The organism is Myceligenerans xiligouense (assembly GCF_003814695.1).
GTDB lineage: Bacteria > Actinomycetota > Actinomycetes > Actinomycetales > Cellulomonadaceae > Myceligenerans > Myceligenerans xiligouense.
In genome coordinates, this window is sequence record NZ_RKQZ01000001.1 from 3,178,030 (window position 1) to 3,203,098 (window position 25,069).

At 71.0% G+C, this 25,069-nt stretch carries 30 protein-coding genes and 1 pseudogene; 9 read left to right on the forward strand and 22 right to left on the reverse strand.

Going from position 1 to position 25,069, the window contains the following annotated elements; genetic code table 11:
• Positions 1–230: 230 nt before the first annotated feature.
• From ehuB to ehuA, 4 genes are all read left to right on the forward strand, one after another.
• The gene (ehuB, locus tag EDD34_RS13815; protein ID WP_123815095.1) at positions 231–1,094 is read left to right on the forward strand and encodes an ectoine/hydroxyectoine ABC transporter substrate-binding protein EhuB; all 864 of its coding nucleotides are present in this window, start codon (positions 231–233) and stop codon (positions 1,092–1,094) included.
• Between the two features lie 78 nt (positions 1,095–1,172).
• Positions 1,173–1,919, forward strand: a complete 747-nt coding sequence (locus EDD34_RS13820) for an amino acid ABC transporter permease (protein WP_123815096.1) — start codon at positions 1,173–1,175, stop codon at positions 1,917–1,919.
• Position 1,920: 1 nt separating this feature from the next.
• Complete coding sequence (gene ehuD / locus EDD34_RS13825) at positions 1,921–2,766, forward strand: ectoine/hydroxyectoine ABC transporter permease subunit EhuD (RefSeq protein ID WP_211341586.1); 846 nt, start codon at positions 1,921–1,923, stop codon at positions 2,764–2,766.
• Positions 2,753–3,568 (forward strand): ectoine/hydroxyectoine ABC transporter ATP-binding protein EhuA, encoded by an 816-nt coding sequence (ehuA, locus tag EDD34_RS13830; RefSeq protein WP_123815097.1) that lies wholly within the window; start codon positions 2,753–2,755, stop codon positions 3,566–3,568. The genes ehuD and ehuA overlap by 14 nt, the downstream gene beginning before the upstream one ends.
• 151 nt (positions 3,569–3,719) lie before the next feature.
• Here the strand turns inward: ehuA and EDD34_RS13835 are convergent, their stop codons facing one another.
• The 9 genes from EDD34_RS13835 to EDD34_RS13875 form a co-directional block, all read right to left on the reverse strand.
• Positions 3,720–4,508, reverse strand: a complete 789-nt coding sequence (locus EDD34_RS13835) for an SDR family NAD(P)-dependent oxidoreductase (RefSeq protein WP_123815098.1) — start codon at positions 4,506–4,508, stop codon at positions 3,720–3,722.
• 74 nt (positions 4,509–4,582) lie between these two features.
• The gene (locus tag EDD34_RS13840) at positions 4,583–5,125 is read right to left on the reverse strand and encodes a DivIVA domain-containing protein (RefSeq protein WP_123816535.1); all 543 of its coding nucleotides are present in this window, start codon (positions 5,123–5,125) and stop codon (positions 4,583–4,585) included.
• Positions 5,126–5,133: 8 nt separating this feature from the next.
• Positions 5,134–6,294: a dual-specificity RNA methyltransferase RlmN gene (gene rlmN, locus EDD34_RS13845; protein WP_123815099.1), complete on the reverse strand. Its 1,161-nt coding sequence runs from the start codon at positions 6,292–6,294 to the stop codon at positions 5,134–5,136.
• Positions 6,294–7,133 carry a phosphatidate cytidylyltransferase gene (locus tag EDD34_RS13850; RefSeq protein WP_123815100.1) on the reverse strand — a complete coding sequence of 280 codons (840 nt, stop codon included), beginning with the start codon at positions 7,131–7,133 and terminating at the stop codon, positions 6,294–6,296. Before EDD34_RS13850 ends, rlmN begins: the two co-directional genes overlap by 1 nt.
• Before the next feature lie 59 nt (positions 7,134–7,192).
• Positions 7,193–7,750 carry a ribosome recycling factor gene (gene frr / locus EDD34_RS13855; RefSeq protein WP_123815101.1) on the reverse strand — a complete coding sequence of 186 codons (558 nt, stop codon included), beginning with the start codon at positions 7,748–7,750 and terminating at the stop codon, positions 7,193–7,195.
• An 86-nt stretch (positions 7,751–7,836) separates the two neighbouring features.
• Positions 7,837–8,592, reverse strand: a complete 756-nt coding sequence (gene pyrH, locus EDD34_RS13860) for a UMP kinase (protein WP_123816536.1) — start codon at positions 8,590–8,592, stop codon at positions 7,837–7,839.
• Between the two features lie 206 nt (positions 8,593–8,798).
• Positions 8,799–9,638, reverse strand: coding sequence for a translation elongation factor Ts (gene tsf, locus EDD34_RS13865; RefSeq protein WP_123815102.1), 840 nt, complete (start codon positions 9,636–9,638; stop codon positions 8,799–8,801).
• Positions 9,639–9,671: 33 nt separating this feature from the next.
• The gene (gene rpsB, locus EDD34_RS13870) at positions 9,672–10,673 is read right to left on the reverse strand and encodes a 30S ribosomal protein S2 (protein WP_123815103.1); all 1,002 of its coding nucleotides are present in this window, start codon (positions 10,671–10,673) and stop codon (positions 9,672–9,674) included.
• Positions 10,674–11,026: 353 nt separating this feature from the next.
• Complete coding sequence (locus EDD34_RS13875) at positions 11,027–11,713, reverse strand: YoaK family protein (RefSeq protein WP_246012418.1); 687 nt, start codon at positions 11,711–11,713, stop codon at positions 11,027–11,029.
• Positions 11,714–11,925: 212 nt separating this feature from the next.
• On the opposite strand from EDD34_RS13875, the gene EDD34_RS13880 reads away from it, so the two are divergent.
• The gene (locus EDD34_RS13880) at positions 11,926–12,525 is read left to right on the forward strand and encodes a murein hydrolase activator EnvC family protein (RefSeq protein WP_123815104.1); all 600 of its coding nucleotides are present in this window, start codon (positions 11,926–11,928) and stop codon (positions 12,523–12,525) included.
• A gap of 33 nt (positions 12,526–12,558) precedes the next feature.
• Here EDD34_RS13880 and EDD34_RS13885 read toward each other — a convergent pair whose 3' ends face one another.
• Together EDD34_RS13885 and EDD34_RS20705 are read right to left on the reverse strand one after the other, a co-directional pair.
• Positions 12,559–13,512 carry a tyrosine recombinase XerC gene (locus EDD34_RS13885; protein WP_246012420.1) on the reverse strand — a complete coding sequence of 318 codons (954 nt, stop codon included), beginning with the start codon at positions 13,510–13,512 and terminating at the stop codon, positions 12,559–12,561.
• 53 nt (positions 13,513–13,565) lie between these two features.
• A complete protein-coding gene (locus tag EDD34_RS20705) occupies positions 13,566–13,724 on the reverse strand; it encodes a hypothetical protein (protein ID WP_170177082.1) in 159 nt (52 codons plus the stop codon).
• A gap of 196 nt (positions 13,725–13,920) precedes the next feature.
• On the opposite strand from EDD34_RS20705, the gene EDD34_RS13890 reads away from it, so the two are divergent.
• The 4 genes from EDD34_RS13890 to EDD34_RS13905 are packed head-to-tail and all read left to right on the forward strand — an operon-like array spanning position 13,921 to position 18,115.
• Positions 13,921–14,127 (forward strand): hypothetical protein, encoded by a 207-nt coding sequence (locus EDD34_RS13890; protein ID WP_123815105.1) that lies wholly within the window; start codon positions 13,921–13,923, stop codon positions 14,125–14,127.
• Positions 14,128–15,657 (forward strand): YifB family Mg chelatase-like AAA ATPase, encoded by a 1,530-nt coding sequence (locus EDD34_RS13895; protein WP_123815106.1) that lies wholly within the window; start codon positions 14,128–14,130, stop codon positions 15,655–15,657.
• Positions 15,650–16,909, forward strand: a complete 1,260-nt coding sequence (gene dprA / locus EDD34_RS13900; protein WP_123815107.1) for a DNA-processing protein DprA — start codon at positions 15,650–15,652, stop codon at positions 16,907–16,909. Before EDD34_RS13895 ends, dprA begins: the two co-directional genes overlap by 8 nt.
• A 45-nt stretch (positions 16,910–16,954) precedes the next feature.
• Positions 16,955–18,115 carry a hypothetical protein gene (locus EDD34_RS13905; protein WP_123815108.1) on the forward strand — a complete coding sequence of 387 codons (1,161 nt, stop codon included), beginning with the start codon at positions 16,955–16,957 and terminating at the stop codon, positions 18,113–18,115.
• A gap of 94 nt (positions 18,116–18,209) precedes the next feature.
• On the opposite strand, the pseudogene EDD34_RS13910 reads toward EDD34_RS13905, so the two are convergent.
• The 11 genes and pseudogenes from EDD34_RS13910 to EDD34_RS13960 all read right to left on the reverse strand — a co-directional run.
• Positions 18,210–18,479, reverse strand: a pseudogene (locus tag EDD34_RS13910) (magnesium chelatase domain-containing protein); the annotation flags it as partial.
• Positions 18,479–18,883: a YraN family protein gene (locus EDD34_RS13915; RefSeq protein ID WP_123815109.1), complete on the reverse strand. Its 405-nt coding sequence runs from the start codon at positions 18,881–18,883 to the stop codon at positions 18,479–18,481. The pseudogene EDD34_RS13910 and the gene EDD34_RS13915, both read right to left, overlap by 1 nt.
• 159 nt (positions 18,884–19,042) lie before the next feature.
• A complete protein-coding gene (locus EDD34_RS13920; protein WP_123815110.1) occupies positions 19,043–19,342 on the reverse strand; it encodes a DUF2469 domain-containing protein in 300 nt (99 codons plus the stop codon).
• Positions 19,339–20,100, reverse strand: a complete 762-nt coding sequence (locus EDD34_RS13925) for a ribonuclease HII (protein ID WP_246012424.1) — start codon at positions 20,098–20,100, stop codon at positions 19,339–19,341. The genes EDD34_RS13920 and EDD34_RS13925 overlap by 4 nt, the downstream gene beginning before the upstream one ends.
• A gap of 16 nt (positions 20,101–20,116) precedes the next feature.
• Entirely contained in the window at positions 20,117–20,890 is a 774-nt protein-coding gene (gene lepB, locus EDD34_RS13930; RefSeq protein WP_246012426.1) for a signal peptidase I, read from the reverse strand.
• A 141-nt stretch (positions 20,891–21,031) separates the two neighbouring features.
• Entirely contained in the window at positions 21,032–21,388 is a 357-nt protein-coding gene (gene rplS / locus EDD34_RS13935; protein WP_123815112.1) for a 50S ribosomal protein L19, read from the reverse strand.
• 210 nt (positions 21,389–21,598) lie between these two features.
• Positions 21,599–22,402 carry a tRNA (guanosine(37)-N1)-methyltransferase TrmD gene (gene trmD / locus EDD34_RS13940; protein ID WP_123816540.1) on the reverse strand — a complete coding sequence of 268 codons (804 nt, stop codon included), beginning with the start codon at positions 22,400–22,402 and terminating at the stop codon, positions 21,599–21,601.
• Between the two features lies 1 nt (position 22,403).
• Complete coding sequence (gene rimM / locus EDD34_RS13945) at positions 22,404–23,021, reverse strand: ribosome maturation factor RimM (protein ID WP_123815113.1); 618 nt, start codon at positions 23,019–23,021, stop codon at positions 22,404–22,406.
• Between the two features lie 123 nt (positions 23,022–23,144).
• Complete coding sequence (locus EDD34_RS13950; RefSeq protein ID WP_123815114.1) at positions 23,145–23,384, reverse strand: RNA-binding protein; 240 nt, start codon at positions 23,382–23,384, stop codon at positions 23,145–23,147.
• Positions 23,384–23,806 (reverse strand): 30S ribosomal protein S16, encoded by a 423-nt coding sequence (rpsP, locus tag EDD34_RS13955; RefSeq protein WP_123815115.1) that lies wholly within the window; start codon positions 23,804–23,806, stop codon positions 23,384–23,386. Before rpsP ends, EDD34_RS13950 begins: the two co-directional genes overlap by 1 nt.
• Positions 23,807–23,965: 159 nt before the next feature.
• Positions 23,966–25,069 (reverse strand): amidohydrolase family protein, encoded by a 1,104-nt coding sequence (locus EDD34_RS13960; RefSeq protein ID WP_123815116.1) that lies wholly within the window; start codon positions 25,067–25,069, stop codon positions 23,966–23,968.

Genomic DNA, 25,069 nt, shown 5'->3' on the forward strand with positions numbered 1-25,069 from the left:
CCGTTCCACGGCACGGTCACACGAGGTGTTCTTTCGGGTATCAGTGCAGGTCACAGGCCATTTTTGGCCTGCATCAGGCGGTCCGTGCCCGGGTGCACGAGAGCACCGACACTCTGTTCCCACTGTCGTTGAGAACCGAGACGGCATCGGCATATGGTCAAACCCAATCCAGGCAAACCAGTACCGGCGTGCCAGGGCGGCGCGCCGCGCAACCGAAAGGTCGTGGCCATATGGCCCTCCGACGCAAGAAGACCCTGGTCGCGCTGACCGCAATCGGCGCACTCGCGCTCGCCGGCTGCGGCGACGGCGGCGGCGAGACCGGTGAAGGCGGTGACGGCGAGGTCCTCACCATCGGTATCGCCAACGAACAGCCCTACGGCTATATGGACGACGCGGGCAACGCGACGGGCTTCGCGCCCGACGTCGCTCGCGAGGTTCTCTCCAACCTCGGTTACGGCGAGCCCGAGTTCGAGGTCGTCGAGTTCGGCAACCTCATCGGCGGCCTGCAGGCTCAGCAGTTCGACATGGTCGCCGCCGGCATGTACATCAACGAGGAGCGACTCGCGCAGATCCAGTTCTCCGACCCGGACTACTGCACCACCGAGTCCCTCGCCGTGCCGGAGGGCAACCCGGAGGACATCGTCGACTACAGCACCTTCGCGGACAACTCCGACCTCACCATCGCCGTGGCCAGCGGCACCGTCGAGGTCGGCTACGCCGAGGAAGCCGGCGTCGGCGAGGACCAGATCAAGTCCTTCCCCGGCATCGACCAGATGTACCAGGCCCTGGAGGCCGGGGAGGTCGACGCGGTGACCGGCACCGCCGCGACGGTCAACGGGCAGATCGCGGGACGTGACGGGCTCGAGGCCGTCGAGCCGTTCTTCCCGAAGGACGTCGAGGGCAACGAGACCCTCCCTTGTGGCGGCTACGGCTTCCGCCTCGACGACACCGAGTTCCGCGACGAGTTCAACGAGGAGCTGAACAAGCTGCGCGAGGACGGCACCACGATGGAGATCATCACCAGCTACGAGGGCTTCGAGGACGCCGACGTGGAACTGGCGAACGACCTCACGGTGGCCGACTTCGAGGAGTGAGCACCCAGGACCGCGGGCTCCGGGGCCGGGAGACGGCCCCGGAGCCCGCGCCATGATCACCGGAAAGAGTTGATCAACGTGGAATCATGGCTCCTGACGGGTAGCCAGTACATGCTCCTGCTCCGCGGAGCACTCGTCACCCTCCAGATCCTGGGCCTCGCGTTCGTGGTCGGGATCGTCCTCTCGCTCGTCGTGGGCATCGCTCGCCTCTCGGAGCGAACCTGGATACGCGGGGTCGCCCTGGGGTTCGTGGAGTTCGCGCGCGGCATCTCCTCGATCATCCTGTTGTTCATCGTCGCGATCGCGATCCCGATCCTGCTCGGTGTGCCGCAGGAGAACCTGATCCTGCTCGCCACGCTCGCGCTCGGCATCAACATGGGCGGATACGGCGCGGAGATCATCCGCGGCGCGATCCAGTCGGTGCCGAAGGGACAGGCCGAGGCGTCGATATCGCTGAACCTCACGTCACTGCAACGGCTCAGACACGTCATCCTGCCCCAGGCGATGACGGTCATCCTGCCGCCCATGGGCAACCTCACCATCGAGATTCTCAAGGGAACAGCACTGGTCAGCCTCATCGGCCTCACCGACGTGATGCAGATGGCACGGAACATCCGGCAGCAGCAGCTGGCGGACGCCGTCGGGAACCTCCCCATCCTCTACCTCAACGTCCTGGTCCTCTACTTCATCCTGGCACAGGTGATCAACCTGATCTTCCGGCTCGCCGAACGGCTGATGGAAAAGCGCTACGAGGGCGGCCCGGCCCTGACGACCGAAGAGCTGGAACGGATGCGGCCCACCTCGGCCGAGGGGACGGTGAGCTGAGATGACGCAGACGACCGCGCACAGCGAACCCGTCGTCGAGGAGTTCCGGCCGCACCGCCGATGGTTCCAGCGGCCTGACGTCCTGACACCCCTGATCCTCACCTCGGTGGGCTTCGCCCTGCTCATCGGCGCGGTGAGCGTGCCGGCCAACTACCGGACCGAGATGGACGCCCCGCCCGGCGACGTGTCCTTCGACTGGATGTTCTTCTTCCACATGGTCCCGCTCATGGTGCAGGGCGTCCTCGTGCTCGCGAAGGCCACGGTCCTGGGCTTCACCGTGGCGATCGTGCTGGGCTTCGCCATGGCGCTCGGGCGTCGCACGAAGCTGCGCTGGGTGAGCTGGCCGTCCGCGTTGGTGATCGAGTTCATCAGGTCCACGCCCCTGCTGGTGCAGTTGTTCTTCTGGCAGGCACTCTTCCGGTCCGTCGAAGGCATCTCGCTCACGCCCGTCGAGATCCTGACGCTCGGCCTCGGCATCCACTACGCGACATACTGCTCCGAGGCATACCGGGCCGGGATCAACAGCGTGGACAAGGGCCAGTGGGAGGCCGCCACGGCGCTCAATCTCGGGCCCGTGACCAAGTGGACCCGGGTCATCATCCCGCAGGCGGTGCCGAACGTACTGCCCGCCCTCGGCAACTACCTGGTGGCCGCGTTCAAGGACGCTCCGCTCGGCGTCGCCGTCAACGTCCACGGTCTGCTGTTCTTCGCCGACCAGGTGCGCGCCGAGACCTTCCGCGCCACCGAGCCCTACCTGCTGGCCGGGGTCGGCTTCCTGCTGGTGAGCCTTCCGGCAGCATGGCTCGTTCGCCAACTCGAGAAGAGGATTTCCTATGAGCGTGTCTGAGACCGCGACCCCGGGCCAGATCTCGGAAAAGGGCGCCGCGGGCGTGCGGATGCGCGACGTGACCAAGGCGTTCGGCAGCAACGTCGTACTGCGCGATCTCGATCTGGACGTCGCCCCGGGCGAGCGCGTGGTGATCATCGGCCCGTCCGGTTCGGGCAAGACGACCATCTTGCGCGCCACGATGACGCTCGAGCGCATCGACTCGGGCACCATCGAGGTCGGTGGCCGGCACCTCTACCACGAGCTGCACGGCAACAAGCTGCGCCCGGCACGGGAGTCGCACATCCGCGAGGTTCGTTCCGACATCGGCATGGTGTTTCAGCACTTCAATCTGTTCCCGCACATGACGGCGCTGGAGAACATCATGCTGGCGCCGATCAAGGTGCACGGCAAGCCCCGGGAGGCGGCACGCGACGCGGGTATGGCGCTGCTGGAGCAGGTCGGGCTGGCCCACGCGGCGAACCAGACGCCGGGCCAGCTCTCCGGTGGTCAGAAGCAGCGCGTCGCCATCGCGCGGTCCCTGGCCTGCGAGCCGAAGGTGATGCTCTTCGACGAGGTGACCTCCGCGCTCGACCCGGAGCTCGTCGGGGAGGTCCTCAACGTCCTGCGTGACATCGCGGAGGAGGGCCGCACGACGATGATGCTGGTGACCCATGAGATGGGCTTCGCCCGCGAGATGGCCGACCGCGTCCTGATGTTCGACGGCGGTCAGGTCATCGAGTCCGGTGCCCCGGCGGACGTGCTGGGTAACCCGCAGCACGACCGCACGAAGGCCTTCCTGGGCGCGGTCAAGGCTCACTGACCTGGAAGACGCCTCACCGCAACCCGCCGAGGCAGTACGTCGCGCAGCCGGCGTACTGCCTCGGCGTTCTTCCACGACGGCGCCGGGTCGTCAGGTCCGTCCTGTGGAAGCAGGCGCACCCGGACACGGCGGCCCCGGGCTGTCGGTCCGCCTACTTGGGCTGCATGCGGATCGCGCCGTCCAGGCGGACGACCTCACCGTTGATCAGGGGGTTGGCCACGATCTGGCCGACCAGGGCCGCGTACTCCGCCGGGGAACCGAGACGCGACGGGTGCGGGACCTGTGCGGCCAGGCTTTCCCGCACGTCCTGGGGCATCCCGTCCATCATCGGGGTCTGCATGATGCCGGGGGCGACGGTCACCACACGCACCAGGAGCTTCGACAGGTCGCGCGCGATCGGCAGCGTCATCGACGCCACGCCGCCCTTGGACGCCGCATAGGCCGCCTGACCGACCTGCCCGTCGTACGCGGCCACCGAGGCCGTGCACACGACCACCCCTCGCTCGGGCGTCTCCGGCCCGCCGGGAACCTGGCCCACGCCCGGCTCGTTCGCCGCCATCGCCGCCGCCGCCAGCCGCGTCACGTTGAACGTCCCGACGAGGTTCACGCGCACCGTGCGCTCGAAGACGTCGAGCGGGGCGGGCCCCTCGCGGCCGACCGTCCGGCCCGCCGTCGCGATCCCCGCGCAGTTCACCAGCACCCGCAGCGGGCCGGCCTCCTGCGCGGCGTCGACCGCGGCTCGCACCTGCTCCTCGCTGGTGACGTCCGCCGCGACGAACCGGGCACCGTGCCCGATCTCCCGCGCGGCGTCCTCGCCACGCGACGACGGCAGGTCCACCAGGATCACCGATGCTCCGTCGCCGGCCAGGGCTCGCGCCGTCGCGAACCCGAGGCCGGACGCTCCGCCCGTGACGATCGCCGATGCTCCGTCCAGCTTCATGCATGCCTCCTCGATGAGGTACTGCCACGCGGGGTCTCCGCGCCTGACGAGGACAGCCTAGGAGGTCTGGAGCGTCACTCGACGCCGAGCAGGACCTCCACCGCGCGCGAGAAGAACGCGTCCACGGACGACTCCTCGTACGCCTCCGGCCCCCGGGCGCGGCCGAAGGTGGCCGAGCGCACCTCGGCGGCCGTCAGCGGCTCCTGCCGGTCGAAGTAGCCGACGAGCCGGTCGCACAGGTCGTCGACGTCATCCATGTTGTAGCCCTGCTGGCCGCGTTCGGCGGGTGCGAACTTCTCGCCGTCGGGCCGGCCCAGACGGCCGTACAGCGTCCGGGCGCGCTCGGCGAGCGCGTTCATCCAGGCCTGCTGACCGTTCGCGGACACGTACTCGGCGCGTTGCCGCGCGATGAACGCCGCCTCGAGGCGGTCGAGCGCCGCGTCGACCTCGTGGGTGTTGTACCCGCCCCGGACCAGGTCGAACGTCGATGCCTGGATGTCGGCGCTGGTCACACGCTCAGCGGTGCGACCCTCGTACGCCTGACGGGCGTGCTCGAAGAACTCGTCCACCTCGTCCCTGGCGTAGCCGGTGCGGTACGGGGGAACGTTGTTGAACATGCCACCACTCACTCGTCGTCCTCCTCAGCGGCCAGCTGTCCGCAGGCGCCGTCGATATCGCTACCGCGCGTGTCCCGGATCGTCGTGGGAATCCCCTGCCCGCGCAATCGTGCCACAAACTCGTCCTCGACCTCGCGATCACTGGCCGTCCAGATCGAGCCGGGCGTCGGGTTCAGCGGGATCGGGTTGACGTGCACCCAGCCCTTGCCGCGGGCGTTGAGCTTCTTGCCGAGCAGGTCGGCTCGCCAGCCGTGGTCGTTCATGTCCTTGATGAGGGCGTACTCGATGGACACGCGGCGGCCCGTGACCTCGTAGTAGTGCCGGGCGGCGTCGATGGTCTCGTCCACGCTCCAGCGCGTGTTGATCGGGACGAGTTCGCTGCGCAGGTCGTCGTCGGGGGCGTGGAGGCTCAGCGCCAGTGTGACCGGGATGCCCTCGTCGGCCAGCTTGCGCATGGCGGGAACCAGCCCGACCGTCGAGACCGTGATGTTGCGGGCGCTCATGCCGAGGCCGTCGGGCTGCGGGGCGACGAGCGCGCGGACGGTCTCCATGATCGCCTTGTAGTTCGCCAGCGGCTCACCCATCCCCATGAAGACCAGGTTGTTCAGCCGTGCGGGGCCGCCGGGGATCTCGCCCCGGTCCAGCGCGCGGAACGCGGCGCGAACCTGCTCCAGGATCTCCGCCGTGGACAGGTTCCGGGTGAGGCCGAGCTGGCCGGTGGCGCAGAACGGGCACGCCATGCCGCAGCCCGCCTGGCTGGACACGCACAGCGTGGTGCGGTTCGGGTAGCGCATCAGCACCGACTCGACCTTGGCGTCGTCGAACAGGTGCCAGAGCGTCTTGACCGTCGTCCCGCCGTCCGCCTCCATGACCTTGGTGGGCCGGATGAGCTGCGGGAACATCGTCTCGGCCAGCGCGGCGCGGGTGGCGGCCGGGAGGTCGGTCATCTCGTCCGGGTCGGACGTGAAGTGCGTGAAGTAGTGCGTGGCCAGCTGCTTGGCCCGGAACGGCTTCTCCCCCGCCTCGATCACGGAGGCCACCCGCTCGTCCGCGCTCAGGTCGGCGAAGTGGCGCGGCGGTTTGCCCCGCCGGCGCGGTGCCATCTGGAGCGGGAGGGGACGGGTCTCGTCGCCGGGACGGACCTGCGAGGCAGAGGACGGAACAGACATCAGGCAACCACCGAGAGCACAAGGTAGACGAAGGGCGCGGTCAGCAGGAGTGAGTCCAACCGGTCGAGCACACCCCCGTGCCCCGGGAGCAGCGAGCCCATGTCCTTCAATTCTAGGTCGCGCTTGAGGAGCGACTCGGCCAGATCGCCGATGGTCGCCGTCACAGCCGTCAGCACGCCCAGGATCACACCCGCCAGTGGATCGACGCCCAACCCGTAGACCGCACCCAGCACGCCCACTCCCGAGGCGAGCACCAGGGAGCCCATCAGGCCCTCCCACGACTTCTTCGGGCTGACGGTCGGGGCGAGCGGGTGCCGGCCGAGCAGGACGCCGGCGATGTAGCCGCCGGTGTCGTTCGCGACCGCCAGCAGCACGAACAGCGCCACGCGGATCTCGCCGTCGGGCTGCGCGAGCATCAGCGCGACGAATCCGCCGAGGAACGGCACGTAGGCCGCGCCGAAGGTGGCCGCGGCGGCGTCGCGCACCGCCGTCGTCCCCGACCCGTCCAGCGCCCGCCATACCACGCAGGCGCCGACCGTGAGCATGAACGCGACGAGCAGCGCCTCGGCGCCCCCGTAGTAGGCCGAGACCAGCATCCCGACGGAGCCGGCGAAGAGCGGTGTCATCGGCAGCCGCAGCTGACGGCGGGCGAACGCCTGGCGCAGCTCCCACAGCCCCGCCCACATGAGCAGCGCCTCGAGCCCGAGGAACGGCTCCGGCCGCCAGTACAGGGACGCGGCGACGGCCGCGAGCAGCAGGACGCCGACGGCGATCGCGGCCGGCAGGTTGCGGCCGGCGCGCGACGTCCGGCCGGCGGTCGGCTCCGGCGACCGGGGCATCGGGACCTCGCTCGGAAAGGGTGCTGGCTGGGCGGTGCTGGGCTGGACTCGGTGGGGCATCAGACCTCGAGCAGCTCGCTCTCCTTGCCTGCGAGCAGCGCGTCCACGGCCTCCACATGACGCTTGGTCAGGGCCTCGAGATCCTTCTCCGCGCGGGCCACCTCGTCCTCGCCCGCCTCGCCGTCCTTGACGATGCGGTCGAGCGTGTCCTTGGCCTTGCGGCGCACGTTGCGCATGACGACGCGCGCGTCCTCGGCCTTCTGCTTGGCGAGCTTCACGTAGTCGCGGCGCCGCTCCTCGGTGAGGGTGGGCATGACCACGCGGATCGCGTTGCCGTCGTTCGACGGGTTGACGCCGAGGTCCGACTCGCGCAGGGCCTTCTCGATTGTGGTCATCGAACCCTTGTCGAACGGGGAGATCAGGACCGTGCGCGCGTCCGGGATGTTGAACGACGCGAGCTGCTGCAGCGGCGTCGGGGCCCCGTAGTAGTCGACGGTGACCTTGTTGAACATGCCGGCGTTCGCGCGCCCGGTACGGATGCCCGCGAAGTCCTCCTTGGCGACCTCGACCGCCTTCTCCATCTTCTCCTCGGCTTCGAGGAGTGTCTCGTCGATCACCGTTACTCCCTGTCTGTTGCTGCTGGTCGGTTGGGGGGCACTGCTAGGTCACTCTAGTCCGAAGCGGCGGTGTGAGCTGCCAGGCCCTATCGCGCGGTGACGAGCGTGCCGAGGGGCTCCCCCTGGAGGGCGAGCGTCACGTTCCCGTCCCCTTCCATGCCGAAGACCCGCATCTGCACGTCGTTGTCACGGCACATGCTCAGGGCCGTGGCGTCCATGACCGCCAGCCCCTTGACGAGGGCCTCGGTGTAGGTGACGTGGTCCAGTCTCCGGGCATCGGGCACCTTGCGGGGGTCGGCGTCGTACACGCCGTCGACCCCGTTCTTGCCCATGAGCACCTGCTCGCAGTGCGTTTCCAGCGCACGCTGCACGGACACCGTGTCCGTCGAGAAGTACGGCAGGCCGGCGCCGGCGCCGAAGATCACGACGCGCCCCTTCTCCAGGTGCCGGATCGCCCGGAGCGGGATGTAGGGCTCGGCCACCTGTCCCATCGCGATCGCCGTCTGGACCCGGGTGGTGACCCCGGCCTGCTCGAGGAAGTCCTGCAACGCGAGGCAGTTCATCACCGTACCGAGCATGCCCATGTAGTCGGCCCGCGCCCGGTCCATGCCCGCCTGGCTCAGCTCGGCGCCGCGGAAGAAGTTCCCGCCGCCGACGACGATCGCCACCTGGACCCCGCTGCGTACCGCGTCGCCGACCTCGGCGGCGATCCGTCGCACGATCCCGGCGTCCAGCCCGACGCTGCCGCCACCGAACGCCTCGCCGGAAAGCTTCAGGAGCACGCGGCGCGCGGGCCTGCCCGCGGAGTCGACCGCCCTGCCGGTCGCCGCGTGCGGTGTCATCGCGGCCGCAGTGGGCAGCAGGCGCTGCTCCTCGCCGCTCCGGTCGTCCTGATCGCTCACGTGCCTCGCCCTTCGTTGATGGTTCCCCTGAGAATCGTGCCGCACACGCCGCTCCGTCGCGCATTCTCGGGCCGCATCGCACGCGGCCGTGGGTTGATACACAGGTGGCCCGGCCCGCGTACGCGGGCCGGGCCACCTGTGTCGCGTCAGGAACCGACGCGGAAGCGGACGAACGCCTGGAGCGTGCCGTTCGCACCGGCGACGTACTTGCCGACGGTCGTCTTCTGGTCCTTCGCCAGCGGCTGGTCGAGCAGTGCGACCTCCTTGAAGAAGCCGTTCAGCCGGCCCTCGACGATCTTCGGGAGCGCAGCCTCCGGCTTGCCCTCGGCGATCGAGCGCTCGCGAGCGATCTCGCGCTCCTTCTCGATGACGTCCGCCGGGACGTCCTCGCGGGTCAGGTACTTCGGCGCCAGGGCAGCCACGTGCTGGGCCACGTCCTTGGCGACGGTGGCACCCGCCTCGTCGGTCACCACGACGACGCCCACGCTCGGCGGCAGGTCCTTCGCCGTCTTGTGCAGGTAGGTCGTGATCCTCGGGCCCTCGACGCGAGCGACGCGGCGCAGCACGACCTTCTCGCCCAGGGTCGCGCCCTCGGCGGCGATCAGGTCGGCGACCGTGCCGTCCCCGGCGGGTGCCGCGGCAGCCGCGACCTCGTCGGTAGCGCCCGCGGCGGCCGCGGCCTCCAGAACGGCGTCGGCCAGCGCGATGAACTTCTCGTTCTTCACGACGAAGTCCGTCTCGGCGTTCAGCTCGACCATCGTGGCGGCCTGGCCGTCGGCGGTGTCGGAGACCTTGACCGCGACGAGTCCCTCGGACGTGGCGTTGCCCTCGCGCTTGGCGGCGCGGGCGAGACCCTTCTTCCGGATGATCTCGACAGCCTTCTCGGCGTTGCCGTCGGCCTCGTCGAGAGCCTTCTTGACGTCGAGCATGCCCGCGCCGGTCTTCTCGCGCAGAGCCTTGATGTCAGCGGCGGTGTAGTTCGCCATTGTCGTTCGTCCTCCGTGCAGGTAGGTCGGCTGTCACTTCTCGGTGGGCTCGGCGGCGGGGGCCTCGGCCTCAGCCGCGGCCTCGCCGTCGGCGGGCGCCTCGGCCTCGGCGGCCGGAGCCTCGGCCGGCGCCTCGGCGGGAGCCTCGGCCTCCGCGGCCGGAGCCTCCGGGGCCGGGGTGGCCTCGGCAGCCGGAGCGGCCTCAGCAGCCGGAGTGGCCTCGGCAGCCGGGGTGGCCTCGCCCGCGGCGGCGTCCTTGCCCTCGCCCGACAGGAGCTCGCGCTCCCACTCGGCCAGCGGCTCGGCCTCGGCGGAGACCTCCTCCTCGGCACCGGTCTTGCCGGAGTGACGCTTCATGAGACCCTCGGCGGCCGCGTCGGCGATCACGCGCGTCAGCAGGCTGACGGAGCGGATCGCGTCGTCGTTGCCCGGGATGGCGTAGTCGACCATGTCGGGGTCGCAGTTGGTGTCGAGGATCGCCACGATGGGGATACCCAGCTTGCGGGCCTCGTCCACCGCGAGGTGCTCCTTGTTCGTGTCGACGATCCACACGGCGGAGGGCACCTTGGCCATGTCGCGGATGCCGCCGAGCGTGCGCGTGAGCTTGTCCTTCTCGCGGCGCAGCACGAGGAGCTCCTTCTTCGTGAGGCCGGAGCCGGCCACGTCGTCGAAGTCGATCTCCTCGAGCTCCTTGAGGCGCTGCAGGCGCTTGTGCACGGTGGAGAAGTTGGTGAGCATGCCGCCCAGCCAGCGGTGGTTCACGTACGGCATGCCGACGCGCGCGGCCTGCTCGGCGACCGCCTCCTGTGCCTGCTTCTTGGTGCCGACGAACAGGATGGTGCCGCCGTGGGCGACGGTCTCCTTGACGAACTCGTAGGCACCGTCGATGTACGACAGCGACTGCTGGAGGTCGACGATGTAGATGCCGTTGCGCTCCGTGAAGATGAAGCGCTTCATCTTCGGGTTCCAACGGCGGGTCTGGTGCCCGAAGTGGACACCGCTCTCGAGGAGCTGACGCATGGACACGACGGCCATGACACGTCCTTCCGGTGCACCGCAGGGCTCCGCCCGTACCGGTGCACACGATCAGGCGGCGGTAGCTCTCGCTCCCGCCGCGTTTCCGGTTCCGTGACGGCCGTCGTCCGACGACCGCCCCTGGCGCCACCCCGACCGGCGCCGCCTCGGCCGGGAGCCTGGGCGGACCGCTGCCGTGACGGGCACACGTGACGCGCGATGTCGATCGGTGGATGAGCTTCCTCAGCACACCGATCGCGGCTCGAAGTCTACCGGACGGCGACGGCTCCGGGCGTGGCCCCTCGTGTGATCCTCGCGAGCGCGCGTGGACCGCGCCCCGCGGTCGCGCGCGGGCCGCGTCCCGCCGACGCGGATCAGCCGTGCCGGACGTGGCCGACGACGGTCACCGCGAGGCTGCCGACCCCTGCGACCAGCATCCCGAGGCCCACTCCGGCGCTTCCGGCGAGCTTCAGCAGGACGGCGCCGACCGCCGCCCCGGCGAGGATGAGCGCCACCGCGAGGAGACGCCGCGCCCAGTTCTCGCCGCTGCCCTGCGCGAGGCGCGAGTCCGCCGCCAGGCCGGTGAGCGTCGAGGTGACCACGACGGTGGTGACGTCCTTGACCGCGATCCGCCGGGCCGCGGCGGCCTGCAGGCCCATCGCGACGGCGAGCACGCCGGTCACGGTGAAGCCCCAGGGCGTCCCCTCGACCGGAGGCTCGATCATCGCCGCCACGCCGAGCACGGTCGCGACCGTTCCGGTGACCGCGAAGGCGACGGTCGACGCCCGGGCCCAGTCCCGCGGGGCGGCGTTGGTGAGCCGTCCGCCGAGCAACGCACCGGCGAAGAACGCCCCGAGCGCGAGGAGCGGCCCGGCGACCGGGAGGTCGTCCCCGCCCGCGAGCGCCATGCCGAGGATGACGACGTTGCCGGTCATGTTCGCGATGAAGACGCGGTCGAGGCCCAGGTAGCCGACCGCGTCGATGATCCCCGTGGTGAAGGTCAGCACGAGCATCAGCACGAGCTGGGAGGGGATTCGGGAGCCGGCGGGAGTGGTGCTCACGGCGTCATGGTGCCATGGGCGACGGCGTCGTAGGTCGTGAGAGCGGGCCGGGCCGCGGTTCACGGGGCGTCCGCGCGTGCGGCGGGCTCCGGTGCCCGCTCGCCGGACCTGACCCTGTCGGACGCGGACGTGCGGTTGTGGATCGCCGAGGCCGTGCACACGACGGCCCGGCGCCGCCCGCACGACGACGTTCGGCGCGTCAGGCTCGTGCCATGAATCTTGTCGCCGCCGTGTTCCTGACCCTCACCCTCGTCGTGCTGCCGGCGAACCCCGCGTACGGAGCGGCCGGTGCTCCGGCCGGTCACGAGCGGTCGGCGTCCCGGGGCGTACCGTCCGGCCCGTCGGCCTCCCCCGGCGTCACGGGGCTTGGTGATCCGGCGCCGGAGGTGTACGCGCCGCCCGTGGGCGGTGCGCATCGACCGGAAGGGGTGGCGCGCGGGTTCGACGCACCGGACAGCGCGTGGGGTGCCGGCCACCGCGGCGTGGACCTCGCCGCGGCCGCCGGATCGGAGGTCCGCTCGCCTGGCCCGGGCACGGTGACGTTCGCCGGCACGATCGCGGGCCGTGGCGTGGTCGTCGTGGCCCATGCGGACGGGCTGCGCTCCAGCCTCGAACCCGTGGCCGGCGCCGTGCCCGTCGGCACCGTGGTGACCGCCGGGGACCGGGTCGGCACGGTCGAGAAGGGGTCGCCGGGCCATTGCGCTCCCGGATCCTGCGTCCACTGGGGTGTCCGGCACGGCGAACGCTATGTCGACCCGCTCTCGCTGCTGCGTCCGGCGCGTCCGGCCGTGGTGCTGCTACCCGACGGCTGACCGCGCGCGGAGACCGGCCGGCTGGTCCGGGCCTCAGGCCCGGGGGAAGGCCTGCGCGTAGACGGCGCGTAGCCGGTCGGCGTCCACGTGGGTGTAGCGCTGCGTCGTCGCCAGGCTCGCATGCCCGAGGACCTCCTGGACGGACCGCAGGTCCGACCCGCCCTGCAGGAGGTGGGTCGCCGCCGAGTGGCGCAGCGCGTGGGGCGCGACGTCCTGGACGCCCGCGAGCGCCGCGAGCCGGTGGACCGACTCGCGGACCTGCCGTTGCCCCCATCGCCCACCGCGCTCCCCCACCAGGAACGCGTCATCGGTGGTAGCGGTCACGAGTTCGGGACGCCCCTCGGTGAGCCACTCGCGCACGGCGCGGGCGGCGGGGACGCCGAAGGGCACGACGCGTTCCTTGCCGCCCTTGCCGAGCACGCGGACGAGGCGTTCACGCTCGTCCACCTGGCCGATGTCGACCGAGACGAGTTCCCCCACCCGGATCCCGGCCCCGTACAGCAGTTCGGCGGCGACCCAGGCTCGCAGCGCGGCGGGCCGGGCTGCTCCCTCGCTGTCGTGCGCGCACTCCCGGGCGGCGTCGAGCAGCCGGGCCGCGTCGTCGACGCCGAGCACCGTCGGCAGGGTCCGCGGCACCTTGGGGCTCGCGAGTCGCGCGGAGACGTCGTCGTCGACGAGGCCGCTGCTCGCGGCCCAGCGCAGGAAGGCCCGGGCGGACGCGCCCCGCCTCGCGAGGGTGGACCGGGCGAGGCCGCGGTCGGACTGTGCGGCGAGCCACCCGCGCAGCGTCGCCAGGTCGAGTGCGGCGAGCGATCCGCGGCCGTGCCGTGTGGCGTACCGCAGCAGGTCGGTCACGTCGGCCAGGTAGGCACGGCGAGTGTGGGCGGAGTGGCCGCGCTGGGTGTCGAGATGCGTGGCGAACCGGCTCACCGCCTGATCGAGGTCGTCGGGGAGCCGCGGCAAGCCGGACAGGTCCGTAAGGTCCACGTATTCCAGTTTGCTGCCGCTCCGGCATTTCCCGGCGCACGTCCGACGGCGTGTCACCGGGCTGCGCGACGCCACCTCGCCCCCTCCTTGTCGGCGAGCCCGGTGAGCAGGAGCCGGCCCAGCTTGGCGCGTGCCTCGTCGACTCCGAGCCCGGCGACGCGGGCGATCGACTCCACGGCGACGGCCCGGCGCACCGGGAGCGCGTCGAGCACCGCCTTCGCGAGCGGGTCGAGACCGTCCTCCTCAGATCGAGGGAACTGGTAGTCGACGACGATGGACCTTCACCGAGCGATCTTGCGGGCTGGACGGCGACGCGGCCCTGTGGGTTCTCCCGTTCTTCGACAGGGTCCGGTTCGTCCCGTGCCCGACAGTCGGTTGCACCTCAGGCTGGGTGCGGAGGTGAGGTCGATGCGAGCGAAGGACGCCGTACGGGAAGACAAGCGGAGGGCCGTGTGCGCGCACATACGCCGGTCGGGTTGGGCAGCGCAGGCGGCTGGTCTGCATCACGGGCGCGAGAGTGTGCTGAGCACCGTCGCGAGCGACGGCGACGTCGCCGCTGCGATGTCGTGGGAGGCGCGCGTGCTACTCGCCGGCAACGTCGGGGTGGTGGTCTGAGTGGTTGTCGCGACAACACTCGCGGTGTCCATGATCGGGCTGCGCGGCCATGTCGTGGAGGTGCAGGCGCACCTGGCCGCCTCGGTTCCGGGCTTCACGCTCGTGGGCCTGCCCGATGCCGCGCTGGCCGAGTCCCGGGACCGGGTGCGGGCGGCGGTCACGTCGTCGGGTCTGGCGTGGCCGGTGCGCAAGATCACCGTGAACCTCTCCCCCGCCGCGCTGCGTAAGCAGGGCAGCGGGTACGACCTGGCGATCGCCGTGGCAGTGCTCGCCGGAGCCGGTGAGGTGCCTGCGGGAGGGTTGGAGCGGGTGGTGCATCTGGGCGAGCTGGGGCTGGACGGGCGGGTCCATCCGGTCCGCGGCGTGCTGCCCGCCGTGGCTGCGGCGGTCGAGGCCGGGTACGAGCAGGTGGTCGTCGCATCCGCAGACCTCGACGAAGCGCGGTTGGTGCCCGGCGCCCGGGTGGTCGGCGCGACGAGTCTGGCCGAGGTCGTCGCGCTGCACGGCGGCGATGCCTCGCTCGTGCAGGCCGTGGAACCGGTGCGGCGCACGCCGTCGGGCGGGTTCGTGCGGGAGCCGGGAGATCTGGCGGACGTTGTCGGGCAGTCCGACGCCAGGCACGCGCTGGAGATCGCCGCATCCGGAGGACACCACCTCTTTCTGGTCGGCCCGCCCGGGTCAGGGAAGACCACGCTGGCCTCGCGCCTGCCGGGGATCCTGCCGGATCTCACGGACACTGAGGCGGTCGAGGTGACCGCGGTGCACTCGGTTGCCGGGTCCTTCGACCCGGCCGGCGGTCTGATCCGTCGTCCGCCGTACGAAGACCCGCACCACACTGCGACCGTTGCCGCTGTTGTCGGTGGCGGTAGCGGGATGCCGCATCCTGGAGCCGCGACAAGGGCTCATCGCGGGGTGCTGTTCCTCGACGAGGCCGCCGAGTTCCAGCCGCGTGTCCTGGAGACGCTGCGTCAACCGCTGGAGCAGGGCGAGATCACCGTGCACCGGGCGGGCGGGACTGCGCGGTACCCGGCCCGGTTCCAGATGGTCCTGGCCGCCAATCCTTGCCCGTGCGGGATGGCGATCGGTAAGGGCCTGGCGTGCACCTGCACGCCGACGATGCGGCGGCGCTACCTAGGCCGCTTGTCGGGGCCGCTGTTGGACCGGGTCGATCTGCAGGTCGATGTGCTGCCCGTCGACCCGGTCGAACGAGCCTCTGGGCCAGGAGAAGCGACGACGGTGGTCGCCAAACGCGTGTTGGCCGCCCGGGAAGCGGCACGCGAGCGGCTGCAAGGGACGGGGTGGACGACGAATGCCGAGGTCTCCGGGACTTGGCTGCGCGAACATGTCGAGATCGGCCGGAAGATCGATCAGATCCTCAACGCCGCGCTCTCGACCGGGAAGCTGAGCCTGCGCGGCGTGGACCGGGCGCTACGGGTCGCCTGGACCATGGCCGACCTGCGGGGCCAGGACTCGCCCGGGACCGACGAGGTCAGCGAAGCCATCGCACTGCGAGGTGGTCCCCGTGGCTGACACGCTCTTCAACCTGCCCCGGTTTGCGTTCGATGTCGCAGACGAACGCGTCGCACGGGCGGCCTGGAGCCGCCTGACGGAACCGGCCGACGTCGTCGCGGGCGCCCTGGTCGACGCCCTGGGCGCTGGGCCCGCCCTGGAGTGGCTCGCCGATGCCCTCCAGGCACCCAGCGACGCCGCTCGGGAGCTCTCCCGGCTGGAGCTCGGCCAGAAGATGGCCCGGTCGCTCGCCGGCGGCCACGACTCCAGGCCGGTCTCGCCGGCCGGTGTGCTGATGGCCGGGGTGCGGCGCTGGGCACAGCGACTGCAGAGCCTTGACCCAGTCCGTGACCTGGAGGCATTGGACCGGCTCGACGGAACGCTCCTCGTGCCCGGTGACCCGGGCTGGCCGACCGGGCTGGCAGACCTCGGCCCTGCGGCACCCATGGCGTTGTGGGTGCGGGGCCAGGCGGACCTCGCGGGACTGGCCCGACGTTCTGTCTCGCTGGTCGGGTCACGCGCCTCGACCGGGTACGGCGAAGCCGTCACCCGGGACCTGGCCGCCGGGCTGTCCGAGCGGAGGTTCACCATTGCCTCGGGCGGCGCGTACGGGATCGACGCCGCCGCCCACCGGGCGACCCTCACCGTACGCGGAAGCACCATCGTGCTCCTCGCATCCGGTGTCGACCGGCTCTACCCTGCCGCGAACACCAAGTTCATGGAAGCGGCCTTTGCAGACGGTGCGGTGGTCTCCGAAGTCCCGCCCGGGTCAGTGCCATTCCGGCAGAGGTTCCTGGCCCGCAACCGTGTCATCGCCGCGCTCGGCCGGGCGACCGTCGTCGTGGAGGCGGCACGACGCTCCGGAGCACTCTCCACCGCAAACCACGCAACAGCCCTGGCACGGCCCGTCGGCGCCGTCCCCGGGCCAGTCACATCGATGGCCTCCACCGGATGCCACGATCTCCTGCGCTCCGGCGCCGCGGTCTGTGTGACCGACGCGGCCGAGGCTGCTGAACTCGCCGGCAGCCTCACCACCGACGCCGCACCCGAACAGGTCACGGAGCCGCGACCCGGGGACGATCTCGACCCAACCGCCCGGCGTGTGCTCGATGCGCTACCCGTCCGGCAGGCCGCACCGATCGAGTCCGTCGCGACCGTCGCCGGTCTGAGCATCCCGGAAGTCCGCGCGAAACTGGGCGGTCTACTGATCACCGGTCTGGCAGAGAAAGAGGCCGGCCGCTGGCGCCGGGCTCTCCAGGGCACGAAAAAGTAGTGGGTACGACCCGAAGACACACTGGCTCAATGAAGGCGGAAAAACGTGAAGGTCGGGGACCGGCGCCGGGACGTGCACTCCTTGGCCTGCGAACTCACGCTCGAGCAGACCGCCACCTGCCAGCCCGCCCGGATGGCGCAACAACCGGCCAAGTGCACTGACGGGTGCCGCGACCACCCCGGTCACGAGCGGTCCTCCCCGAAGTTACCGCTGATGGGACCGCTGTCGCGGCTTGCGGGGCCAGACAACCAATTACTGTTCGGTCGGCCCACAATCTGCGGGTATCTTCCCGTTATGTTCTCCGACGACGCCCGAGTCGAGCTCGCTGACGCGATCGCCGTTTTCGACAGCGACATCCGGCCCGCCACCCGCGAGGCGCTCATCGATGCCGCCGTCGCCGCGCTCGTCGCCGGGCACGACTCCCGGGCGCTCGCGGAGCTGGCCGGAAGGGACCCCGACGGCCCGTGGTCGGAGCTACGTCAGACGGCCCACGATGTCGTCCGGGAATTGGACCTCCAGCTCCCGACGGCCGAGTCGATCGACCGCCGACGCATGCGACGGCAGTTGGGGGCCATGCTCGCCGGGAGACTCAGCCCACGGGAACTGACCTCGTGGGCCCACGCAGAGATCGGGCACGAAGGCATCGCCGAGGCACAGGCGTTCGTCAACGCCGACGACGAATACGACGTCGTCGAAGACGACGCCCGGACGACCGAGCTCCTCGACGCGCAGACTCACTCGCGGGCCCGCGCTCTTGTACAGCCACTGACCGCAGGCGACGACACCGAGCGGTTCGTCGTCGATGTCCAGCGAGACGGCATCACGACGGCATGGGAGCTTCTCATCCGGGAGCACCACAACGACTCCCTCTACATCCTGCAGCTGACCAGCCCGGACGGTGACGGCTGGCAGGTCGAGTACTCCGACGAATGGAACGCGTTACGCATCTTGCGCGCCCTGGTCGAACCCACCGGTGCGCGGTTGTGCTGCAACGGAGCGCGCGTCGACGTGCACACCTCAGGAATGAACATCTCCATGTCGGCAGGACGGCTCGCATACCGCCTGCGAACCTGGCGCCAATCCCGCTTCCGCCGAGACCTGATCGACATCTTCGCGCCCGCGCCCCCGGACAAGATCGGCAGCCTGGCGGAACAAGACACCTACTTCGAACGATGGCGCCAACGCTGGTGGATGCGGCCGCTATGACGTCCAAGACGCAACTACGACGCCCACGGACAGCCGTCCCCAGGAACCACACGCTCGACAAGCTGGATCAGCCACCCCAGACAACGCTCCAGGTCAGCGCTACGCCGGCGATCGCCAGGTCGTAGCCGCTGCCCCGTTTGCGCAGCCCGGCCGGGGACAGGTTCACCGTGATCTTCCGGACCGGCCAGGTCAGCCCGGTCGACGTCACGGCCGCGCGGACCCGGTCCCGCGACTCGTTGAGCGCGGCGGCGGGGAGACCCACCACCGTGAATCCCGGCACGGTGGCGCTCAGGTGCGCCTGCACCTGCACCATGTGCCCCTCCAGCCCGACGAGCGAGACCGCCGTCGTGGTCGCCATGCCCATCAGAGCACCGCCACCAGGTGCTCGACCACGGGCTCGGTGCCGGCGGGCAACGTCACGGCGATCACGTCGATCCGCACCGCGGACCAGCGCCGCGGCAGGTCGGCGCCCGCCCGCTCGCTCGCCTGACCGACCGCTTGCCGGTGCGTCTGGGTCCATCGCCCGGCCAGCAGGCGGAGCCGGGCCAGCTTCCGCTCCGTCACCGCCTCGCTGGGATGCCCGAATCCGGTGCCCGAACGGGTCTTGACCTCGACGACCACGAGCACGTCGCCGTCGAGCGCGACGATGTCGAGCTCGCCGAGGCGCCCGCAGCGCCAGTTCGTCGCGAGCACGGTCCACCCGCGTTCCTCGACATACCTCAGCGCGATCCGCTCGCCGGCCCGCCCCACGTCGTCCTTGGTGCGCATCAGCCCCACCTCCGCGTACCAGCGTGCGTGACGGGGCGCTGTCGCGCCGGGGCACAGACCTGTGCCTGTGCACAAGAGGCGGTACGCACAGGACCGCGTTCCCGTCGTTCCCGCACGGCCTCGGGAGGAAGGCCCGATCGGCCCCTGACAGTCCTTGGCTCAGAGCGTCAGCTCGGCCTTCGCCAGCTCCTCGACGTTCACGTCCTTGAAGGTCACCACCCGCACGGACTTCACGAACCGCGCCGACCGGTACACGTCCCACACCCACGCGTCGGCCATCTGCAGCTCGAAGTACACCTCGCCCGCCGCGGAACGCACCTGCAGGTCCACCTGGTTGGCGAGATAGAACCGCCGCTCGGTCTCCACCACGTACGAGAACAGGCTCACCACATCCCGGTACTCGCGGTAGAGCGCGAGCTCCATGTCCGTCTCGTAGTTCTCGAGGTCTTCGGCACTCACCCGGCCATCATCGCACCCGGGAGGTTCCACGACCGCCGGTGCAACACGCTGGGCCCGTGGTTCGCCAGCGCCTCCAGGTGCGCGGGGGCGCTGTAGCCCTTGTTGTTCTCCCACCCGTAGTGCGGATGGTCGCCGGCGAGCCGGGTGAGGATCCCATCCCGCTCGACCTTCGCCAGCACACTCGCCCCGGCGACGGACGAGCAGTGCATGTCGGCCTTGATCATGGTGACCACGTCCGGCATTCCCCCGAGGGCACCCGGACCGTCGTCGGCCCCGAGGCCCTCCGGCACGACGTCGAGGCCGCCGGACGCGAACAGGTCGGGTCCCGGATCGCTCAGCCAGTCGTGTTTGCCGTCGAGCAGGACGACGTCCACGGCACCCACCTCGGACTGCACCTCGGTCAGCGCTCGCCGGCCGGCGAGCCGGAGCGCGGCAATGATGCCGTGCGCGTCGATCTCGGCCGCGGAGGCGTGCCCCACCGCCGCGGCGAGCGCCCACCGGCGCACCTTCGGCGCGAGCCCTTCGCGGGCGGCGGGGGTGAGCAGCTTCGAGTCGGCGATGCCCTGCGGTGCGGTGCGGGTGCGCGCGTCGACCACGACGACGCCCACGCTCACGGGTCCGGCCAGGGCGCCTCGTCCCACCTCGTCCATGCCGGCGACGAGCTGCGGTCCGGACGCGAGCAGCGCCCGCTCGGTGCGGAGCGTCGGCGTGATCCGCGCACCCGGCGCCTTCGCCCGTGTGATGCTCTTCTCTGCCACTGCTTCCCGCCTCCGGTCAGGCGGACGTCTGCGGAGCCGGCCCCGTCGCGTCGGGGACCTTGGTGAACACGCTGTCCGGGTTGGAGTGCCACTCCATCCGGTCGAGGGGCCAGACCGTCGAGAACGCCGTGCCCACCACGTTGTCCACGGGGACGAACCCGCCACCCGGCTTGCTGGTGTTGAAGCGTGAGTCCGAGGAGCTCTGCCGGTGGTCGCCCATCACGAAGAGCATGTCGTCCGGCACGGTGACGTCGAACGGCTTGCCGCCGCTGGGCGAGTTGCCCGCCTTCACGTACAGGGACTCGTCGATCGGCACGCCGTTGATCCGCACCGGGCCACCGGAATCGGCGCACTCGGCGTCGCACTCCACATGGTCACCGGGCAGGCCGATCGCGCGCTTGATCAGGTGCTCCCCCGTGTCGGACGGGAGGAGCCCGACCACGGTCAGGCCCGCCGTGATGGCGTTGCCCACGGGACCCCGGTCCGGCGGCACGTACGGCTGGAGCCAGCCGCCCGGGTCCACGAAGACGACGATGTCGCCGCGCTCCAGCTCGATGAGGCCCGGGGTGAGACGCGAGACCATGACCCGGTCACCGGTGATGAGCGTGTCCTCCATCGACGCGCTCGGGATGTAGAACGACTGCACCAGGAACGTCTTGATCAGGAACGACAGCACCAGCGCGCTGATCACGATGATCGCGATCTCCTTGAGGACCGCGAGCCCGCCGGACTGCTCCTTCGGGGATCTCCTCGGAGACTTCGCGTGCTGCGCCACGGGGTAGGTCGTCACTGATCTCACTTTGTCGTCTCGTCGGATCACGGCTCACAAGCCATCACGACTTTAGTGCACGGTCCTGTGAAGATTCGCACCACACGCCGCTGGCCGGGCAGGTGATTGCGCGACGCAACCACCTGCCCGGCCAGCACGAGATCAGGAAGCCGGGGTCTCGCGCTTCTCCTTGATCTTCGCCTTCTTGCCGCGCAGGCTGCGCAGGTAGTACAGCTTCGCCCGGCGGACGTCACCGCGGGTCACGACCTCGATCGAGTCGATCGTCGGAGCGTGCAGGGGGAAGGTACGCTCCACGCCGACGCCGAAGCTGATCTTGCGGACGGTGAACGTCTCGCCCACGCCGCCGCCGTGGCGGCGGATGACGACGCCCTGGAACGCCTGGACACGGGAGCGGCTGCCCTCGATGACCTTGACGTTGACCTTCACGGTGTCACCGGCGCGGAACTCCGGGATGTCGTCGCGCAGCGAGGCGGCGTCGACGCTGTCGAGCTTCTGCATCGTTCTTCTCCGGGCCTGCCACAGGTCAGGCGCGAATCTCGCGGCCGCGGGTTCCCGCGGCCGACTGGGCTGATGTGAGGTGGCGAGTCGTGCTGGCGATCGTGCCGGGTGGAACCCGGCGGCCGTCCCCTGTGGCAGAGACCTGATCGCCGACGCGCCGAGGGCTCATTCTGCCACAGCGGCCGGGGCTGGTGGCGCCCCGGTGTGGAGTCACCCGGTCCCGGCGTCCGGGTCCCGGGGCGCGGCGACCACACGGCCGTCGTCGGACACCGTCCACCCGAGCTCCGCGAGCAGGGCCACGTCGTGCTTGTCCAGCGCCGTGCCGTCGAGGGCGGCGATCATCTCCGGCCGGCGCCCGGCCGTGCGGCGCAGCGCCTCGTCCCGCCGCCACCGGTCGATCCGGGCGTGGTGCCCCGAGAGCAGCAGGTCGGGGACGTCGATCTCCTGCCACCGGGGAGGCTTGGTGTACACGGGGTACTCGAGCAGGCCCGCGGCCCCGTGCGACTCCTCCACAAGCGACTCGGGGTTGCCCACCATGCCGGGCACGAGGCGGCCGACCGCCTCGATCATCACCAGCGCGGCGACCTCCCCGCCGTTGAGCACGTAGTCGCCGATCGACAGCTCTCGCACGTCGAGCCCGGTGGCCCGGTAGTGCTCGGCGACCCGCGCGTCGATCCCCTCGTACCGCCCGCAGGCGAACACGAGATGCTCGGCGGTGGCCAGTTCGTCGGCGTGACGCTGCGTGAAGACCTCGCCGGACGGTGTCGGCAGGATCAGGGTGGCGCCCGCACCGAGCACCTCGTCCAGGGCACGGCCCCACACGTCGGGCCGCATGACCATGCCCGCGCCACCGCCGAACGGGGTGTCGTCGACGGTGCGGTGCCGGTCCGTCGTCCAGTCCCGCAGGTCGTGCACGCGCAGGTCGAGCAGGCCACGCTGCCGCGCCTTGCCGACGAGCGACAGATCGAGAGCCGCGAGGTACTCGGGGAAGATGGTGACGACGTCGATCCGCACGTCAGGCACGTCCATCGGCGTCGGACCCGGCCGAGTCCGACTCGGCCGCGTCGGAGTCGGGCACGTCAGGCTCGGGCACGTCAGGCTCGGCCGCGGCCGCCGCCTCGGCGTCGCGGGCGAGGAGCCCGCCCGGCGGGTCGAGCACCACCCGGCCGCCGGCGACGTCGACCACCGGCACGATCGCCGTCACGAACGGCACCAGCGTGCGCACCGTGCCGGTGGGCAGCGGCTCCGACACCACCAGGACATCGTGAGCGGGCAGGTGCTCGAGTCCGGCGACCTCACCGACCACGGTCCCGTCGGCGAGTTCCGCGCGCAGGCCCCGCAACTCGTGCGGGTACCAGGCGTCCTCCTCGTCGGAGGCGTCGACGTCGACCACGAGCTCGACGCCGCGCAGCCCTTCCGCTGCCGTGCGGTCGGCCGCCTCGGCGAACATGACCACCCAGCGGTCCTGGTGCGCCCGAGCCCGCGTCACCGTCAGCGGCCCGGCCTCCGGTGGGACGGTCCGCAGCACCTGACCGACGCCGAGCCGCTCGGCGGGATCGTCGGTGCGCAGGTCGAGCGCGACCTCGCCCTTCAGCCCGTGAGCGCGCCCGATGCGGGCGACGGTGAGCTCCATCTGCGACTCCTCGGTTCGTGGTGCGGGCCCTGCGCCCGCCGCCCCACCGTGCCGCAGGCACGGTGACGGGGCAAAAGAGGCGGGGCCCGGTCCTCGGACCGGGCCCCGCGTGGTTTTCCCTCGTCAGCGCCGGTCGACGTCCACGACGTCGACACGGACCGAGCCGTCGGCCGCGAGTGCGCCGACGACCGAACGCAGCGCGCGGGCCGTCCGGCCGCCCCGGCCGATGACCCGGCCGAGGTCGTCGGGGTGCACGCGGACCTCGAGCAGGTCTCCCCGGCGCAGCGTCTTCGCGGACACGCGGACGTCGTCCGGGTTGTCGACGATTCCGCGGACCAGGTGCTCGAGGGCGTCCGCGAGCATCAGGCCTCGGTCTCGGCCGGGGTCTCGGCGCCCTCCGCCGGAGCGGCGTCGGCCTTGGCGGCGGCGTCGGCCTTGACCTTCTCGGCCTCGGCGTGGACCGCGTCGATCGCGGCGGTGGCGTCCGCCTTGTCGCCCTTGGTCCTCAGGGTGCCCTCGGTGCCCGGCAGACCCTTGAACTTCTGCCAGTCACCGGTGATCTTGAGCAGCGCGGCGACCTGTTCGGTCGGCTGCGCGCCGACGCCGAGCCAGTACTGCGCACGCTCGGAGTCGATCTCGATGAGCGACGGCTCCTCGGTGGGGTGGTACTTGCCGATCTCCTCGATGGCGCGACCGTCGCGCTTGGTCCGCGAGTCCATGATGACGACGCGGTAGTAGGGCGCCCGGATCTTGCCGAAGCGCTTCAGACGAATCTTGGTGGCCACGAAGTGGTCTCTCCTGTGTTCTCAGAATGGGTGACCCGTCCCGCCGGTCCGTGGGGGTGGGCCGGGGGTGAGGTCGGGACCAGGCGCGCGCGGGTGAGAGGGGCCCTGGCGCACCGAGTACCGGGCCATTGTGCCAGACCGCGCCGGGGCCCACCAATCTCAGTACAGCTCGCCGCGCAGCACGATCGCCGTCGGGTACCGCAGCACATCGATGTTCTCGCGCGGGTCCTCCGGGTACACCACGAGGTCCGCGCTCGATCCTTCGACGACGGACCCCAGCCCGAGGTAGGACCGTGCCCGCCACGAGGCGAGCGCCACGACCTCGGCGGCCGGGATGCCGGCGGCGACGAGCTCCGCGCACTCGTCGGCGATGCGCCCGTGCCCGATGGTGCCCCCCGCGTCCGTCCCGACGAGCAGGCGCACGCCGGCGTCGAAGAAGTCGCGCACCTGCTGGTAGCGGCGGGCGTGCAGGTGCCGCATCCGCTTCGCGAACACGGGGAACTTCGGTTCGGCCTGCTCCGCGATCGCCTCGAACTGCGCCACCTGGAGCAGGGTCGGCGTCACCGCCACGCCCGCCGCCGCGGCGCGCGTGATCTGCTCGGCGGTCATGCCGGTGCCGTGCTCGATGCCGTCCACGCCGGCGTCCAGCAGGGAGTCGACGGTCTCGGTGGCGAACGTGTGCACCGTGACGCGCGCGGCCTCGGCGTGCGCCGCCGCCACCGCGCGCCGCAGGACGTCATCGGGCCAGAGCGGGGTCAGGTCGCCGCCTTCCGGGAGCGACCGGTCGATCCAGTCCCCGACCAGCTTGACCCAGCCGTCGCCGCGCAGCGCCTGCTCGCGGACCGCCGCGGGCAGCTCGGACGGGTCGTCCAGCTCGTGCCCGAAGTGGCGCAGGTAGCGCTTCGCGAGCGCGAGATGCGTGCCGGAGCGGATGAGCCGGGGCAGGTCACGGCGCGCCTGGACCCACCGCGTGTCCGACGGCGAACCGGCGTCCCGGACCACGAGCACGCCCGAGTCCCGGTCGGTGACCGCCTGCCGCAGGGCGACGTCCTGCGGGACGGGCCCCTCGGCGGCCAGGCCGATGTGGCAGTGGACGTCGACGAGCCCCGGCACCGCCCAGCCCTCGATCACGCGCATCCCCGCGCCTTGTGCCGAGGGCCTGGTCAGGCTGACGCGCCCGCCCCGCACCCAGAGGTCACCCACTTCACGGTCGTCGCCCAGGAGAACGTTTCCGCGGAGGTGCAGGGTCGGGGCGTCCGACAC